Below are 14,287 nucleotides of genomic sequence, written 5' to 3' on the forward strand. Positions count from 1 at the left end.
CCCACCGCACCCATCGGAGCGTGCACGCATGGACATGGCCCCCTCCGCTCACCCCGCCACCACGACCGCCCTCCCCACGGTCAACCGGCGCCGCGTGGCCACAGCGGCGGCCCTCGCCTCGGCCGTCGAGTGGTACGACTACTTCGTCTTCGGCATCGCCGCCGCCCTGGTCCTCGGCGATCTGTACTTCCCGGCCGGCAGCCCCACCGCCGGAGTGCTCGCCGCCTTCGCCACCTTCGCCGTCGGATTCCTGGCCCGGCCCATCGGCGGCATCGTCGCGGGCCAGCTCGGCGACAAGCGGGGCCGCAAGCCCATGCTGGTCCTCGCGCTCACCCTCATGGGCATCGCCACCACCGGCATCGGCCTGCTCCCGACCTACGAGACGATCGGCGTCGCCGCCCCGATCCTGCTGGTCCTCTTCCGCGTGCTGCAGGGCATCGCGGTAGGCGCCCAGTGGGGCGGCGCGATGCTGATGGCCACCGAGTACGCCCCCGAGGGCAAGCGCGGCATCTACGGCAGCTTCGTCCAGCTCGGCGTCCCCATCGGCGTGGTGACCGCCAACACGGTGTTCCTGCTGGCCGGCGCGTTCACCACCGACTCCGAGTTCGCGGCCTGGGCCTGGCGGGTGCCGTTCCTGGTCGGCCTGTTCGTCCTCGTGCTCGCCTGGTACATCCACACCCGCGTCGAGGAGACCCCCGAATTCCGGGAGGCGGAGCGGAAGCTGGCCGAGAAGGAGAAGGGCGAGCAGTCCTCTCCGCTGCGCACGATCCTGCGCGACCACCTCGGCACGGTGCTCCTCGCCGGCGGCTCCTTCGCCGTGAACACGGCGACCTTCTACATCATCATCACCGGCGTGCTCGACTACACGACCCGCGAACTCGGCATGAAGAAGAGCGCCGTCCTCATGGTCTCGCTCTGCATCAGCCTCACCCAGCTGGTGCTGATCCCGGCCGCCGCCGCGCTCTCCGACAAGTTCGGCCGCATCCGGATCTACGCGATCGGCGCGGCCGGCATCGCGCTGTGGGCCGTACCGCTGTTCCTGCTGATCGACACCGGCTCGCTGCTGTGGCTGGCCGTCGGCACGTTCGTCGCCAGCTGCTTCCTGAGCATCATGTACGGCCCCCAGGCGGCCCTGTTCGCCGAGCTGTTCACGCCCGAGATGCGCTACACCGGCGCCTCCCTCGGCTACCAGATCGCGGCCGTGCTCGGCGGTGGCCTCGCGCCCTTCATCATGGTGCTGCTGCTTGAGGCCACGGGCACGTCGATGGCGGTCTCGGGCTACATCATCGGCCTGTCGGTGATCGCGCTGCTGTCCATCAAGGTCCTCGCGGACAGGGCGCGTTCACGCTGATTCGCGGGTCTGCTCGGGTTGTGGCACACCGGCCACGACCCGGGCGGCCCGGGCGCGGGACCGCGACACGGCGACCCCCGCCAGACACATCGCCCCGCCCACCAGCGTGAGCGGCCCCGGCACCTCGCCGAGCGCCAGCCAGGACATCAGTACGACCAGCGCGGGCACCGCGTAAGTGGTCGCGCCCATCCGGCTGGCCGTGGTACGGGCCAGGGCGTACGCCCAGGTCGTGAAGGCCAGTGCCAGTGAAAAGACGCCCAGGTAAGCCATGTTGAGCGTGGCCGAGAGCGAGGCGTCGGCCAGATCGCCGACCAGCTGCCCGGCGAACGGCAGACAGAGCACCGCGCCGACCAGGCAGCCGAACGTCGTCACCTGGAGCGCGCTCGCATGGCCGAGCGCCGGCTTCTGCGCCACGGCACCGCCCGCGTAGCCGATCGCGGCGAGCAGGCACAGCACCACGCCCAGCAGCGAGGAGCCACCCCCACCCGACATCGACAGCCCCACGGTCACCGCGCCCGCGAACGACACCGCCATCCCGGCCAGCAGCCGCGGCGGCATCGGATCGCCGAGCACCCGGGCGGCCAGCAGCGCCATCAGGATGGGCCCGATGTTCACCACGAGAGCCGCCGTACCGGCGTCCACCCGCTGCTCGCCCCAGTTCAGCACGACGCTGTAGAACCCGAACCAGAGCAGCCCCGATATCGCGATCCCGGGCCACGCCGCCCGCGGCGGCAGCCCTTCCCGCCGGACCAGACAGATGACCCCCAGCACCAGGGCACCGACGAGCAGCCGCCCCAGCGCCAGCGCGCCCGGCGAGTACTCGTCGCCCGCACTGCGGATCGACACAAAGGCGGAGGCCCACAGAACGACGGTGACGGTGGCGGCACCGGCGGCGAGCAGCTCCGTACGGCGGGCAGAGGAGACGTTCATCATGCTCCAGAGGCTAGAAAGGAAGACCGGCGAAGGCTGGCGGCTTTCGGACGAGGCGTGGATGCCGGTCCCGGTCAGGGCACCGCCGACCGCAACCCACCAGGGGCGCGGGGAACTGCGCGACAAACCCCCACACACCCGCACCCGGCACACAACACGGAGCACCACCCCCTCAGCCGCCGGGTCACCGCAACGCCCCTGCCTCGATGCCCAAGAGCTCCCCCAACGTCCGCGCCCCCGACGGAGTCACGCGTACGGCCCGCTCCGACCCGATCCGCACACACCACCCCGCCTCCAACGCATGCCGGCACAGAGCCGCGCCCGCGACGCCGGCGAGATGAGGGCGGCGTTCGGTCCAGTCGAGGCAGCCCCGGGCCAGCGGACGACGCGTCGAACGGTCGAGGGAGATGCCGGCGACATCGAACCAGCCGATCCCCGCGTCGGTCAGCGCGAACCCCGTGTCCTGCCGCAGCAGCCCGCGCGAGGTCAGCGCGTCGGTGAGCGCGATGCCGAGCCGCCCGGCGAGATGGTCGTAGCAGGTGCGGCCGCGGGCCATCGCCGAGCCCGCGCTGGACTCCCGTAGATTCCGGGGCCGTTGGGGCGCCGCCGGACCCACCTGGGCGGCCAGGTCCTCCACCAGCTGCGCGACCCGCGCGTCGGCGAGCCGTACGTACCGGTGGCGCCCCTGGCGCTCCTCGGTGAGCATCCCGCCCGCGACGAGCTTGCCGAGGTGCTCGCTCAGCGTCGACGCGGCCACCCCGGCGTGCCGCGCCAGCTCACCGGCGGTCCACGCCCGGCCGTCGAGCAGCGCCAGCAGACAGGCCGCCCGGGTCTCGTCGGCGACGAGCGCGGCGAGGCGGGCCAGTCGGCGTGCCTGCGGATTCCTGGTGGTCATGCGTCCAGGATGCGGCACGGACACTTCGGTGCCGGCCGAAGGATGACTACGCCCTGGTGGCCTGCTCGTACTGCCGCGCCAGCCCGTCCAGCAGCGCCGTCAGCCCGGTCTCGAAGGCCCGCTCGTCGATCTTCTCCTGCTGGTCGGCGAGGAGGTGGGCCTGCCCGAGGTGCGGATAGTCGGCCGGGTCGTACGCGCTCGCGTCGTCCACGAAGCCCCCGGCGAACGAGCCGAGCGCCGAGCCCATGATGAAGTACCGCATCAGCGCGCCGATGGACGTGGCCTGCGCCGGCGGCCAGCCCGCGGCGACCATCGCGCCGTAGACGGCGTCGGCGAGCCGCAGGGCCGCCGGCCGGCGGCCGGGGCCGCGCGCGAGGACGGGCACGATGTTCGGGTGGTCGCGCAGGGCCGCCCGGTAGGAGACGGCCCAGTCGTGCAGCGCCGTCCGCCAGTCCCGGCCGTCCTCGAACATCGACAGATCGACCTGGGCGCTCACCGAGTCGGCGACCGCCTCGAGGATCTCGTCCTTCGTGCGGAAGTGGTTGTAGAGGGACGGCCCGCTCACGCCCAGCTCGGCGGCGAGCCGGCGCGTGGAGACGGCCGACAGGCCCTCCGCGTCCACGAGTTCGCGCGCCGTCTCGACGATCCGGTCGTAGCTGAGGAGGGGCTTGCGCGGTCGGGCCATGGCGCACATATTAGGGCTGCCCAACGGAAACTAGCAGTGCTAATTTAAATGTACGGCTTTCAATGTCCGGCCGTACGTGTCCACCGTCAGTGGGGTGACTCTGCATGAACCTGGAGCTCAGCGAGGAGCAGACCGCCGTCCGGCGGCTCGCCCGGGACTTCGTGGAGCGCGAGATCGCCCCGAACGCGGTCGCGTGGGACCGCGCCGAGGAGGTCGACCGCTCCATCGTCAAGAAGCTCGGCGAGGTCGGCTTCCTGGGCCTGACGATCGACGAGGAGTACGGCGGCTCGGGCGGCGACCATCTCGCGTACTGCCTGGTCACGGAGGAACTGGGCCGGGGCGACTCCTCGGTGCGCGGGATCGTGTCGGTCTCCCTGGGGCTGGTCGCCAAGACGATCGCCGGCTGGGGGAGCGAGGAGCAGAGGCGGCGCTGGCTGCCCGGCCTCACCGCGGGCGAGCTGGTCGGCTGCTTCGGCCTGACCGAGCCGGGCACCGGCTCCGACGCGGGCAACCTCACCACCCGGGCGGTGCGCGACGGCGAGGACTACGTCATCAACGGCACCAAGATGTTCATCACGAACGGCACCTGGGCCGACGTCGTCCTGCTCTTCGCCCGCTCCACCGACGCGCCGGGCCACAAGGGCGTGAGCGCCTTCCTCGTCCCCACCGACACCCCCGGACTGACCCGCCGCACCATCCACGGCAAGCTGGGGCTGCGCGGCCAGGCCACCGCCGAGCTGGTCCTCCAGGACGTACGGGTGCCCGCGGCGGCCATGCTGGGGGAGGAGGGCAAGGGCTTCTCGGTCGCGATGTCGGCCCTGGCCAAGGGGCGGATGTCGGTCGCCGCGGGGTGCGTGGGCATAGCCCAGGCCGCCCTGGACGCGGCCGTCCGGTACGCCGGGGAGCGCGAGCAGTTCGGCGCGCCGATCGCCCGGCACCAGCTGGTCCAGGAACTGATCAGCGACATCGCCGTCGACGTGGACGCGGCACGGCTGCTGACCTGGCGGGTCGCCGACCTGATCGACCGCGGGCAGCCCTTCGCCGTGGAGTCCTCCAAGGCCAAGCTCTTCGCCTCCGAGGCGGCCGTGCGCGCCGCCAACAACGCCCTCCAGGTCTTCGGCGGCTACGGCTACATCGACGAGTACCCGGCGGGCAAGCTGCTGCGGGACGCCCGCGTGATGACCCTCTACGAGGGCACCAGTCAGATCCAGAAGCTGCTCATCGGGCGGGCGCTGACGGGGGTTTCGGCGTTCTGAGCGGGTGAGTACGTGAGTACCTCCTAGGTACTTCTGCGGATGTGGCGGCGACCACATCCGCCGATCCTTGTCCCCATGAGTGACGCATCGGGCAAGCAGCAGAACACGGCCGCCTTCTACGGCCAGGCCGTCGCCTCCTTCGCGGTGGCCATGGCCGCGACCGCCATCGGCATCTTCAAGCTGAACGCGGACGCCTGGGTGCGCGCCTTCCTCGGGATCGCCGTCCTGTACCTCGTGACCTCCGCGTTCACCCTCGCCAAGGTGATCCGGGACCGGCAGGAGGCGGCGGAGCGCGCGTACCACCCCTTCGAAAAGCTCTGAGGCGCGGGCCGGCGACCGGGCTCCACTAAGCGCCCGCTCACCTTGGGCGGTATGGTGGTGCCTCTGTCTGCGAGAGGGGCGAGTGAGCGATGAGTACGGCGGAGGAGACGGCCGGCGGCGAGACGTCGGCGTGGGCCGAGGTCACGCCCGACGCGGCCCGGCGGCTGCTGATCGCCGCCGTGGAGGCCTTCGCCGAGCGCGGCTACCACGCCACGACGACCCGTGACATCGCGGGCCGCGCCGGTATGAGCCCGGCCGCGCTGTACATCCACTACAAGACCAAGGAAGAGCTGCTCCACCGCATCAGCAGGATCGGCCACGAGAAGGCCCTCGACATCCTGCGTACGGCGGCCCGGCGCGAGGGCACCCCGGCCGAGCGGCTCTCCGACGCCGTGAGCTCCTTCGTGCGCTGGCACGCCGGGGGGCGGACCACCGCGCGGGTCGTGCAGTACGAGCTGGACTCGCTCGGCCCGGACGCCCGCGCCGAGATCCTCGCCCTGCGCCGGCAGTGCGACGCCGAGGTGCGCGGGATCATCGACGACGGCGTGGCGGCAGGTGACTTCGACGTCCTCGACGTGAAGGGCACGACCCTCGCGGTGCTCTCGCTGTGCATCGACGTGGCCCGCTGGTTCAACGTCGACGGTCCCTGGACGCCGGACGAGGTCGGCGCGCTGTACGCCGACCTCGTGCTGCGGATGGTGGGAGTGAAGTAGGGGCCGGCCGGGAGTCCGGCGGGCCCGCTACACGTAGTAGCGCGACACGGACTCGGCGACGCACACGGGCTTGTCCCCGCCCTCGCGCTCGACGGTGAACGCGACCGCGACCTGGATACCGCCCGTCACGTCCTCCACGCCGGTGATGGTGGCGGTGGCGCGCAGCCGCGAGCCGACCGGGACCGGGGCGGGGAAGCGCACCTTGTTGGTGCCGTAGTTGACGCCCATCTTCACGCCCTCGACCTTGATGAGCTGGGGGCCGAAGAGCGGGAGCAGCGACAGGGTGAGGTAGCCGTGGGCGATGGTGGTCCCGAAGGGCCCGGCGGCGGCCTTCTCCGGGTCGACATGGATCCACTGGTGATCACCGGTGGCCTCGGCGAACAGGTCGATCCGCTTCTGGTCGACCTCCAGCCAGTCGGTGTACCCCAGCTGCTCGCCCACCGCCGACTTCAGGTCGTCGGCGGAAGTGAAGATCCTCGGCTCTGCCATGTCCCGGCCTCCCGCGTCGCACGTGTCATATCTAAGCGACTGCTTAGCATGCTAGGTCGCGGAGACCCTGTCAACGGACCGGGGCCATCTGGGGATGGGTAGGGTCTGAGGGGTGCCCCAGATCCCCGAGAAGATCCACGAGCTCACGGTCGGCCAGCTCGCCGCCCGCAGCGGCGCCGCCGTCTCCGCCCTGCACTTCTACGAGTCCAAGGGCCTGATCAGCAGCCGCCGCACCGCCGGCAACCAACGCCGCTACTCCCGTGACACGCTGCGCCGGGTCGCCTTCGTCCGGGCCGCGCAGCGCGTCGGCATCCCCCTCGCCACGATCCGCGAGGCGCTCGCCGAACTCCCCGAGGAGCGCACGCCCACCCACGAGGACTGGGCGCGCCTGTCGGAGGCCTGGCGCTCGGAACTGGACGAACGCATCAAGCAACTGAACCGCCTCCGCGACCACTTGACCGACTGCATCGGCTGCGGCTGCCTGTCCCTGGACACCTGTGTCCTGTCCAACCCCGATGACGTCTTCGGCGAACGGCTGACGGGGTCGCGGCTGATGGCGGAGCGGGCACGGGAGCCGAAGGCGGGGGCCTAGGCTCCCCGGCGCTTACTCGTACTCGGTCCCGCCCTTCCGGGTCAGATACGCCGGGCTGACCGCCTTCGCGATCGCCCGCCCCCCGGTCACCGGGCTGTACCGCTCCACGGCGGGACGTATCACCACGCCCTCCCGCAGATGCAGCTCCCGACCGGAGACGGTCTCCCGTCCCGTCGCGACCTCCAGCACCCGCTCGATGTCGAAGGGGCCCTCGAACAGCCGTGGTACCAGAGGGAGTTCGCCCTCCAGGACCTGCGCCGCGTCCAGCCACCCCACCTGACCGTCGATCTCCGCGGACACGTCGAACGCGGCGTAGCCCAGCGACTCGCGCCGGCCGTCGGCCCCGTACGTCAGGTCCTGCACACCGGCGCCGAACACCTCACCGAAGATCCCGACCCGCCGCGCCCCGAGCCGCTCGGCCAGTCGCGCCGCGGCCTCGGCGACGCCGTGCCCGCGCACCGCCCGCCAGTACAGGTTCCGCGACTCCTCCCGCAGCGCCAGCGACTTGGCGCCGAAGCCCTTGGAGGAGACGTACACCCGCTCCTCGTCGGCGACATACGTCACCAGGCACGCCGAGCCGTGCAGCTTCTCGGTCAGCACCACCGGCTCGCCCGGGGCGAAGATGTCCGGATACCGCTGGATGTTCTCGATGTCGACCCACGGCAGCAGGTCCTGCGCCGGCTCGACGTCCCCGGACATCGTCGGCGGGATCGGCGGCACCCACTTCGAGATCCCCAGCCGCTCCGCGAAGTCCGTGCCCTGCGAGGCCGCCCGCGCCAGATCGACGTCGGCCAGCTCCTTCGGCCGGCACACGATCCCCTGCGACAGCTCACCGCGCAGCCGCACCGCCTTGACCCGGTCGGCGTTGCTTCCCGCCAGCCGCCCGGTCAGCCCCAGCTCCTCGATCAGCCCGCTCGGAAGCACGGACTGCTCGGGGATGTACACGGCGGCCTCACCGGTCCGGTACGCGCCCTTGGCGACGACGGCCCGGTACAGACCCACCTGGGCCAGCTCCAGCGCGTCGGCGTTGGGATGTTCGTGAACGGTCAGGACTTCGGCGGTGACGCGCAGCGTCGACATCGGGGGCTCCTCGGTGTGCCTCAGGTGTGTTTCATCGCCCCCAACTGTCCGTACGGGAAAGGGATGGTGCGAGCGGTTTAGCGGCTGCTACCGTCGCGATCTTCACGATGAGCAGCGCCGGTTCTCCGCGTACAGGCGCAACCCCTCGGTCACCAACCGGGCATTGGAGATCGCCCGGTTTCCGTCCGGCAGGACCAGCGTGTCCTCCAGGCCGATCCGGGTCGCCAGTCCGAGCCGTCCAGCCAGGCGCAGCACCGGCCACGCGCCCCCGTCCTCCCCGTGCAGCAGCACCGGGCGGCCGAACGCCGCGCCCAGGTCGGTCAGCAACGCGCGCGCGGTGTCCTCGGCCGTCTCCGCCGAAGTGTCGGTCACCTCCGCCAGCACGCGCAGCACCCGAGGAGCCAGCGGCGAGGCGGCGAAGCGTGCCGCCGCGTCCGTGCCGGACCAGATGCCCGCCTCCACGCCGACGCCGCGCTCCATGAGCGCCGCCGCCACCTCTTCGGCGCCCGGCTCGTGCCAGTTGACCGAGGCGTGGTCCGGGAGCACCCGCCAGCTGCGGACGCGCTCGAGCCGGGCCGCCGGATCAGGTTCCGCCCAGGCACCCGTGGTCACACCTACCGGCACCCGCACCCGCGCGCGGATCGCCGCCAGCGCCGGCGCGAGGACGCGCGGCGACAGGCTGTCCTGTCCGCAGGGGGTCTTGGGGTGGACATGGATGTCCGTGGCCCCGGCCGCGACCGCCTCGGCCGCGGATTCGGCCAGCGCCTCGGGAGAGAGCGGCACCACCGCGCCTTCGCCCGCCCCGCGGGAGCCGTTGAGACACACCTGGATCATGTGCCGATGGTGTCAGGCGCCACTGACAGTGGGGTCCGCGGCGGCAAAAGGGGGTGCGGCATCCCCGGCGCACCCCCGTCGTACTAGGCGGACACGAGCAGCCGCCGTCCGCGCCGCGACGCCGCCAGCGCTTCGGGCGTGAGCACCGGACGCGGCACGACGATGCCGCATTCCGTGCAGACCGGACCCGACGACGGTTCATGGGCCAGGTCGTACTTCCAGCTGAGCCGCTCCCCGCCGCACACCGGGCACTCCGAGCCAGGTTCGCGCTCCAGTGCGGCGATCAGCCGACGCAGCACCTCGGCCAGGGGTTCATGCGGGTGCACCCGGGGGTCATCGCACCAGGCGACACCGAAACCGCCCCAGGTCAGCCGGTGCCAGTCGTCCACGCTGCCCGGCCTGCGCAGCCCGTCGTGCTTCTCCTTCTTGCGCCGCTCGGCGAACTTGACCTCATAGGCCAGCCAGACCGAACGCGCCTCTTCCAGCTCCTCCAACGCGGCCACGAGCCGCGCCGGATCCGGGGACCGGTCCTCCGGACCGAATCCCGCCCGGGAGCACAAGTGGTCCCAGGTCGCCCTGTGCCCGTAAGGAGCGAACCGCTCAAGGCACTTACGCAGCGAATAGCGCCGCAGCGCGAGATCGCACCGCGGATCGCGCACCTGTCTCGCCAGACTCCGGAAACCGGCCATCGCCCTGCACCTCCGTCACACCTGCACCTGTACTTCGGTCACTTCGGCGTCGCCGCACGGACTTCGCGCGACGTTGACGAATAGACGTATCGACATGCGAATCGGCTCCATCCGATTTCAGATGACCTCCATAGCGAGCCCTGGTGGCTCCAAAAGTGACGCATGTTCACCTTCAATCCCGGGGATACCGGCGGTAACAGTCACGGGCCCACCCTCGTCGGTAGGAGCTGCCATGCCAAGGCGCACCCCACGCAACGCGCTAGACAGACTGAGAACTCCTGACAGATTCCCCGGGTTCCTGAAGGCCGCATCCGTATGCGCGCTCATTGCCGGTCTTTTGTCGCCATTTTCCCCGGCGGTCTCCGCGTCCCCGGCGGCCGCGGCCGAGGTCACCGCCGCGGGCGACCACTGCGGGAACCAGTGCTCCGACATCCTCCCGCCGGGCCAGAACGGCAACGCCACCCTGGCCCAGGTCCTGCTCAACCAGGCCTTCGGAACCATGCCGGAACACGCCTCCGACCAGCTCGGCCCCTACGCCAACCTGGCCACGGGCTACTCCGGCCTCACCAACGCGACCATCAGGAACTTCTTCAACGACGCCTCGTTCGGCGTCCCGTCCGACCAAGTCGCCTCCACCGTCAAACCCGCAGGGCGCGGCGACGTGACGATCGTCCGAGACAAGAAGACCGGTGTGCCGCACATCACCGGTACCACCAGATACGGCACGGAGTTCGGCGCGGGCTATGCGGCCGCCCAGGACCGGCTGTGGCTGATGGACGTCTTCAGACACGTCGGACGCGGGCAGCTGACCGCGTTCGCCGGCGGCGCACCCTCCAACCAGGGTCTTGAGCAGCAGTTCTGGCGCAACGCGCCCTACACCGAGGCCGATCTGCAGGCCCAGATCGACAACGCCGTCGCCTCCAACGGCGAACGCGGACAACTCGCGCTCGCCGACGCCAAGGCATACCTGGACGGCATCAACGCCTACATAGACGCCTCCGACAGCGGCCGCTACTTCCCCGGCGAGTACGTCCTGACCGGCCACAAGGACTCCATCACCAACGCCGGCACGATCCAGCACTTCAAGATCACCGACCTGGTGGCGCTCGGCTCGGTCATCGGCGCGCTCTTCGGCTCCGGGGGCGGCGGCGAGGTCAACAACGCGATCTCGCTGCTGGCCGCGCAGGAGAAGTACGGCGTGGCCGAGGGCACGAAGGTGTGGGAGTCGTTCCGTGAACGCAACGACCCCGAGGCCGTCGTCACCGTCCACGACAAGAGCTTCCCGTACGCCACCCGCCCCGCCGACCCGCAGGGCGAGGCCCTGCCCGACGCCGGGTCGGTGAACGAGGAACCGCTCGTGTACGACCGTACCGGCAGCGCGGCCGGCTCCGCCGCGGGCACCGCCTCCGCGAGCGCGGCCCGGACCGCCATGACCTCGGCCAAGCGGGGCATGTCCAACGCCCTCGTGGTCGGCGGCGAGCACACCGCCAGTGGCCACCCCGTCGCCGTCTTCGGCCCGCAGACCGGCTACTTCGCACCCCAGCTGCTCCTGCTCCAGGAGATCCAGGGCCCCGGCATCAGCGCCCGCGGCGCCTCCTTCGCCGGTCTGAGCATGTACGTCGAGCTCGGCCGCGGCCAGGACTACGCGTGGAGCGCCACCACCTCCGGCCAGGACATCATCGACACCTACGCCGTCGAGCTGTGCCAGGACGACTACCACTACCTCTACCGCGGCACCTGCACCGCGATGGAGAAGGTCGAGCAGAAGAACGCCTGGAAGCCCACCACCGCCGACAGCACCCCCGCCGGCTCGTACACGATGCGGGTCTGGCGCACGAAGTACGGTCCCGTCACCCACCGCGCGACCGTCGGCGGCAAGAAGGTCGCCTACACCACCCTGCGCTCCTCCTACCTGCACGAGGCCGACTCCATCATCGGCTTCCAGATGCTGAACGACCCGGACTTCGTCAAGGGCCCCCAGGACTTCCAGCAGGCGGTGCGGCACATCAACTACACCTTCAACTGGTTCTACGCCGACTCCGAGCACACCGCCTACTACAACAGCGGCGACAACCCCGTCCGGGCGGCCGGCGTCGACGCGGAGTTCCCGGTGTGGGCACAGCCGGCCTACGAGTGGCGTGGCTGGGACCCGGCGAAGAACACCGCGCGGTACACCCCGCCGTCCGAGCACCCCAACTCCATCGACCAGGACTACTACGTCTCCTGGAACAACAAGCAGGCCAAGGACTACACGACCGCCCCCTGGGGCGACGGCTCCGTCCACCGCGGCAACCTGCTGGAGGACCGGGTGCGCAAGCTGGTCGACGCGGGCGGTGTGACCAGGGCCTCGCTGGTGAAGGCGATGGCCGACGCGGGCCTGGCCGACCTGCGGGCCGAGGACGTAGTGCCGGATCTGCTCAAGGTCGTCAACAGCTCGGCCGTGACCGACTCCGCGGCCGCCGCGGCCGTGAGCAAGCTGCAGACGTGGCTGTCGGCGGGCGGCAGGCGCACCGAGACGTCGGCCGGTTCGAAGACCTATGCCCACGCCGACGCCGTCCGCATCCTGGACGCGTGGTGGCCGCTGCTGGTGAAGGCCGAGTTCGAGCCGGGGCTCGGCAGCGAGCTGTACGGCGCGATGACCGACAACCTGCCCATCGACGAGTCCCCGTCGGCAGCGCACGGCCCGACCGGCTCACACGCCGGAAGCTCCTTCCAGTACGGCTGGTGGTCCTACGTCGACAAGGACATCCGGGCCGTGCTCGGTGAGTCCGTGCAGGGCCCGCTCGCCCGCGAGTACTGCGGCGGCGGCAGCCTCACCGCCTGCCGGGACCTCCTGATCAGCACCCTGAAGGAGGCGGCGGGCAAGACCGCGGCCCAGGTCTACCCCGGCGACGACCAGTGCTCGGCGGGCGACCAGTGGTGCGCCGACTCGATCATCCAGCGCACGCTGGGCGGCATCAAGCACGGCAGGATCAGCTGGCAGAACCGTCCGACCTACCAGCAGGTCGTGGAGTTCACGTCACACCGGTGACGGGAGCCGGCGGCGGGTCACTTGATGCGGCCCGCCGCCAGCACCACCTGCGCCAGCTCCCGGTGCACGATGTCGCTGTGCGCCCCCGCGGGCGGCCCGCCCCGTCTGACGACCGCCGCCGCGTCGACGTTCACACAGCCCGACGCCGGCAGCGCCGCGCCCAGGGCGTCGGCGAGCTTCAACGACCTGGTCCCCGGCACCGCCTGCACCCCGTCGTGCCCCATGGCACCCCACTTGTCACCCAGCATCCGGCCGATGGCCGACGCCGCGATCCCGCGCGCGTCGCCCGCCATGCGGGACGCCAGCGGATACATCGTGGACAGGGCCGAGTCGTGCCGTGAGTGACAGCACACCAGCGGACCGTCGATCCGGTTGTGCTGGCCCTCCAGCACCCCGCCCGCACGGGCGTCGTGCGGCAGCCGGGAGGCGAACGCGTAGTGCGAGAAGGCGCCTTGGAGCAGCGTCACGGACTTCACCGTCCGCACCCCCTTCGGCAGCCCGCGCAGCGCGAACGACACCAGGCGGGCGCCGAAGCTGTGCCCCACGAGATGCACCCGCACCCCGGGCTCCCGCGCGGCCAACTGCCCGACGACCCGGCCGAGTCCGCGCTCACCGACCGTGCCCGCGCGCCGCTTCATCGCGTAGTACGTCGCCTGCCGCAGCAACTCGTGCGCGCCCTCCCACGGGTTGGGCAACGAGAAGGAGGCCGCGCCGGCCCCGGGCACCGCGTCCGGCGACTCGAGATGCGTCAGCGCCTGCGCGAACTCCTCGCACAGGGCCGCCGTGGAGCCCGCGAACATGTCCGGGGAGTCCTGCGGCACCCCCTCGCACAGCGTGTCCGCCGCGAACAGCGCCTGCGGCCCCGGCGGCACGACGTCCACCAGCAGCCGCACCAGCCGCCCGAACTCCTCCAACTCGGCGTCCTCACGCGGCTGCTGGTCCAGCAGCCGCGCGATCCGGTCGATCACGGTGGCCCGCCCCGGGAACGTCTCCAGCAGCGCGTGCCGTGTGTCCTTGTCGAGCACCGGCCGACGCGGCATCTCCGCCGCCACGGCCCGCGGGAAGTCGGGGATCGGCTCGTCCGAGAACCGCATCGACGGCCAGATCACGCCCACGTACCCGATCCTCGCCTTCGGCGCGAGCCGCGGGATCGGCTCGAAGAAGCCGTCGTAGAGCCGGGTCGCGCCCGAGCGGTCGTTGTTCCAGCCGTGCGCGAAGACGATCAGATCCCGGACGTCGTGCTGCGCCACCCCGGCCAGCAGCCGGTCCCGCCTGCCGGCGTCCGGATCACCGTCCGCGTCGAAGGTCAGCTCCCAGTAGGGAGTCACGCTCACTGCCGGTTTCGCCATGACAGGCCCCCTCGTCCCCCGAAGTGGTGCGATACGGGCGCATCGTCCTGCCGACGGGCGGGAATGGCCATA

General features: G+C 71.2%; 14 protein-coding genes. 6 read left to right on the forward strand and 8 right to left on the reverse strand.

Features of this window, described 5'->3' with window-relative positions; all coding sequences use genetic code 11:
• Positions 1-28 precede the first annotated feature (28 nt).
• A complete protein-coding gene (locus ACIRD7_RS31955) occupies positions 29-1,351 on the forward strand; it encodes an MFS transporter (RefSeq protein WP_403459044.1) in 1,323 nt (440 codons plus the stop codon).
• Here the strand turns inward: ACIRD7_RS31955 and ACIRD7_RS31960 are convergent.
• From ACIRD7_RS31960 to ACIRD7_RS31970, 3 genes are all read right to left on the reverse strand, one after another.
• Positions 1,343-2,284, reverse strand: a complete 942-nt coding sequence (locus ACIRD7_RS31960) for a DMT family transporter (RefSeq protein WP_403459045.1) — start codon at positions 2,282-2,284, stop codon at positions 1,343-1,345. The two genes, ACIRD7_RS31955 and ACIRD7_RS31960, sit on opposite strands and share 9 nt — an antisense overlap.
• A gap of 181 nt (positions 2,285-2,465) precedes the next feature.
• The gene (locus tag ACIRD7_RS31965; protein WP_403459046.1) at positions 2,466-3,176 is read right to left on the reverse strand and encodes an ArsR/SmtB family transcription factor; all 711 of its coding nucleotides are present in this window, start codon (positions 3,174-3,176) and stop codon (positions 2,466-2,468) included.
• A 46-nt stretch (positions 3,177-3,222) separates the two neighbouring features.
• The gene (locus ACIRD7_RS31970; RefSeq protein WP_403459047.1) at positions 3,223-3,861 is read right to left on the reverse strand and encodes a TetR/AcrR family transcriptional regulator; all 639 of its coding nucleotides are present in this window, start codon (positions 3,859-3,861) and stop codon (positions 3,223-3,225) included.
• Between the two features lie 104 nt (positions 3,862-3,965).
• Between ACIRD7_RS31970 and ACIRD7_RS31975 the strand changes: the two genes are divergently transcribed.
• The 3 genes from ACIRD7_RS31975 (at position 3,966) to ACIRD7_RS31985 (ending at position 6,151) form a co-directional block, all read left to right on the forward strand.
• Positions 3,966-5,117: an acyl-CoA dehydrogenase family protein gene (locus tag ACIRD7_RS31975; RefSeq protein ID WP_403459048.1), complete on the forward strand. Its 1,152-nt coding sequence runs from the start codon at positions 3,966-3,968 to the stop codon at positions 5,115-5,117.
• A gap of 75 nt (positions 5,118-5,192) precedes the next feature.
• A complete protein-coding gene (locus tag ACIRD7_RS31980) occupies positions 5,193-5,438 on the forward strand; it encodes a YiaA/YiaB family inner membrane protein (protein ID WP_403459049.1) in 246 nt (81 codons plus the stop codon).
• Between the two features lie 89 nt (positions 5,439-5,527).
• Positions 5,528-6,151, forward strand: a complete 624-nt coding sequence (locus tag ACIRD7_RS31985; protein WP_403459050.1) for a TetR/AcrR family transcriptional regulator — start codon at positions 5,528-5,530, stop codon at positions 6,149-6,151.
• 27 nt (positions 6,152-6,178) lie between these two features.
• Here ACIRD7_RS31985 and ACIRD7_RS31990 read toward each other — a convergent pair whose 3' ends face one another.
• Positions 6,179-6,640 (reverse strand): MaoC family dehydratase, encoded by a 462-nt coding sequence (locus ACIRD7_RS31990; protein ID WP_403459052.1) that lies wholly within the window; start codon positions 6,638-6,640, stop codon positions 6,179-6,181.
• Between the two features lie 112 nt (positions 6,641-6,752).
• Here ACIRD7_RS31990 and soxR point away from each other — a divergent pair, with 112 nt between their 5' ends.
• Positions 6,753-7,232: a redox-sensitive transcriptional activator SoxR gene (soxR, locus tag ACIRD7_RS31995; protein ID WP_403459054.1), complete on the forward strand. Its 480-nt coding sequence runs from the start codon at positions 6,753-6,755 to the stop codon at positions 7,230-7,232.
• Between the two features lie 12 nt (positions 7,233-7,244).
• On the opposite strand, the gene ACIRD7_RS32000 is transcribed toward soxR, so the two are convergent.
• From ACIRD7_RS32000 to ACIRD7_RS32010, 3 genes are all read right to left on the reverse strand, one after another.
• Entirely contained in the window at positions 7,245-8,312 is a 1,068-nt protein-coding gene (locus ACIRD7_RS32000) for an RNA ligase (ATP) (protein ID WP_403459055.1), read from the reverse strand.
• Positions 8,313-8,414: 102 nt separating this feature from the next.
• Complete coding sequence (locus tag ACIRD7_RS32005) at positions 8,415-9,146, reverse strand: 3-keto-5-aminohexanoate cleavage protein (RefSeq protein WP_403459057.1); 732 nt, start codon at positions 9,144-9,146, stop codon at positions 8,415-8,417.
• 83 nt (positions 9,147-9,229) lie between these two features.
• On the reverse strand, positions 9,230-9,835 hold the full coding sequence (locus ACIRD7_RS32010) for a hypothetical protein (protein ID WP_403459059.1): 606 nt from the start codon (positions 9,833-9,835) through the stop codon (positions 9,230-9,232).
• 232 nt (positions 9,836-10,067) lie between these two features.
• On the opposite strand from ACIRD7_RS32010, the gene ACIRD7_RS32015 reads away from it, so the two are divergent.
• Positions 10,068-12,866, forward strand: a complete 2,799-nt coding sequence (locus tag ACIRD7_RS32015; protein WP_403459060.1) for a penicillin acylase family protein — start codon at positions 10,068-10,070, stop codon at positions 12,864-12,866.
• A 17-nt stretch (positions 12,867-12,883) separates the two neighbouring features.
• Here ACIRD7_RS32015 and ACIRD7_RS32020 read toward each other — a convergent pair whose 3' ends face one another.
• Positions 12,884-14,215 carry a serine-threonine protein kinase gene (locus tag ACIRD7_RS32020; RefSeq protein ID WP_403459063.1) on the reverse strand — a complete coding sequence of 444 codons (1,332 nt, stop codon included), beginning with the start codon at positions 14,213-14,215 and terminating at the stop codon, positions 12,884-12,886.
• Positions 14,216-14,287 lie beyond the last annotated feature (72 nt).

This window comes from Streptomyces sp. NPDC093568 (genome assembly GCF_044764945.1).
In the GTDB taxonomy this organism is placed as follows: domain Bacteria; phylum Actinomycetota; class Actinomycetes; order Streptomycetales; family Streptomycetaceae; genus Streptomyces.

Bases quoted from the DNA above. Each gene is read 5' to 3' on its own strand.
- ACIRD7_RS31955 (WP_403459044.1), top strand. From the start codon at position 29: ATGGACATGGCCCCCTCCGCTCACCCCGCCACCACGACCGCCCTCCCC.
- ACIRD7_RS31960 (WP_403459045.1), bottom strand. From the start codon at position 2,284: ATGATGAACGTCTCCTCTGCCCGCCGTACGGAGCTGCTCGCCGCCGGT.
- ACIRD7_RS31965 (WP_403459046.1), bottom strand. From the start codon at position 3,176: ATGACCACCAGGAATCCGCAGGCACGCCGACTGGCCCGCCTCGCCGCG.
- ACIRD7_RS31970 (WP_403459047.1), bottom strand. From the start codon at position 3,861: ATGGCCCGACCGCGCAAGCCCCTCCTCAGCTACGACCGGATCGTCGAG.
- ACIRD7_RS31975 (WP_403459048.1), top strand. From the start codon at position 3,966: ATGAACCTGGAGCTCAGCGAGGAGCAGACCGCCGTCCGGCGGCTCGCC.
- ACIRD7_RS31980 (WP_403459049.1), top strand. From the start codon at position 5,193: ATGAGTGACGCATCGGGCAAGCAGCAGAACACGGCCGCCTTCTACGGC.
- ACIRD7_RS31985 (WP_403459050.1), top strand. From the start codon at position 5,528: ATGAGTACGGCGGAGGAGACGGCCGGCGGCGAGACGTCGGCGTGGGCC.
- ACIRD7_RS31990 (WP_403459052.1), bottom strand. From the start codon at position 6,640: ATGGCAGAGCCGAGGATCTTCACTTCCGCCGACGACCTGAAGTCGGCG.
- ACIRD7_RS32000 (WP_403459055.1), bottom strand. From the start codon at position 8,312: ATGTCGACGCTGCGCGTCACCGCCGAAGTCCTGACCGTTCACGAACAT.
- ACIRD7_RS32005 (WP_403459057.1), bottom strand. From the start codon at position 9,146: ATGATCCAGGTGTGTCTCAACGGCTCCCGCGGGGCGGGCGAAGGCGCG.
- ACIRD7_RS32010 (WP_403459059.1), bottom strand. From the start codon at position 9,835: ATGGCCGGTTTCCGGAGTCTGGCGAGACAGGTGCGCGATCCGCGGTGC.
- ACIRD7_RS32015 (WP_403459060.1), top strand. From the start codon at position 10,068: ATGCCAAGGCGCACCCCACGCAACGCGCTAGACAGACTGAGAACTCCT.
- ACIRD7_RS32020 (WP_403459063.1), bottom strand. From the start codon at position 14,215: ATGGCGAAACCGGCAGTGAGCGTGACTCCCTACTGGGAGCTGACCTTC.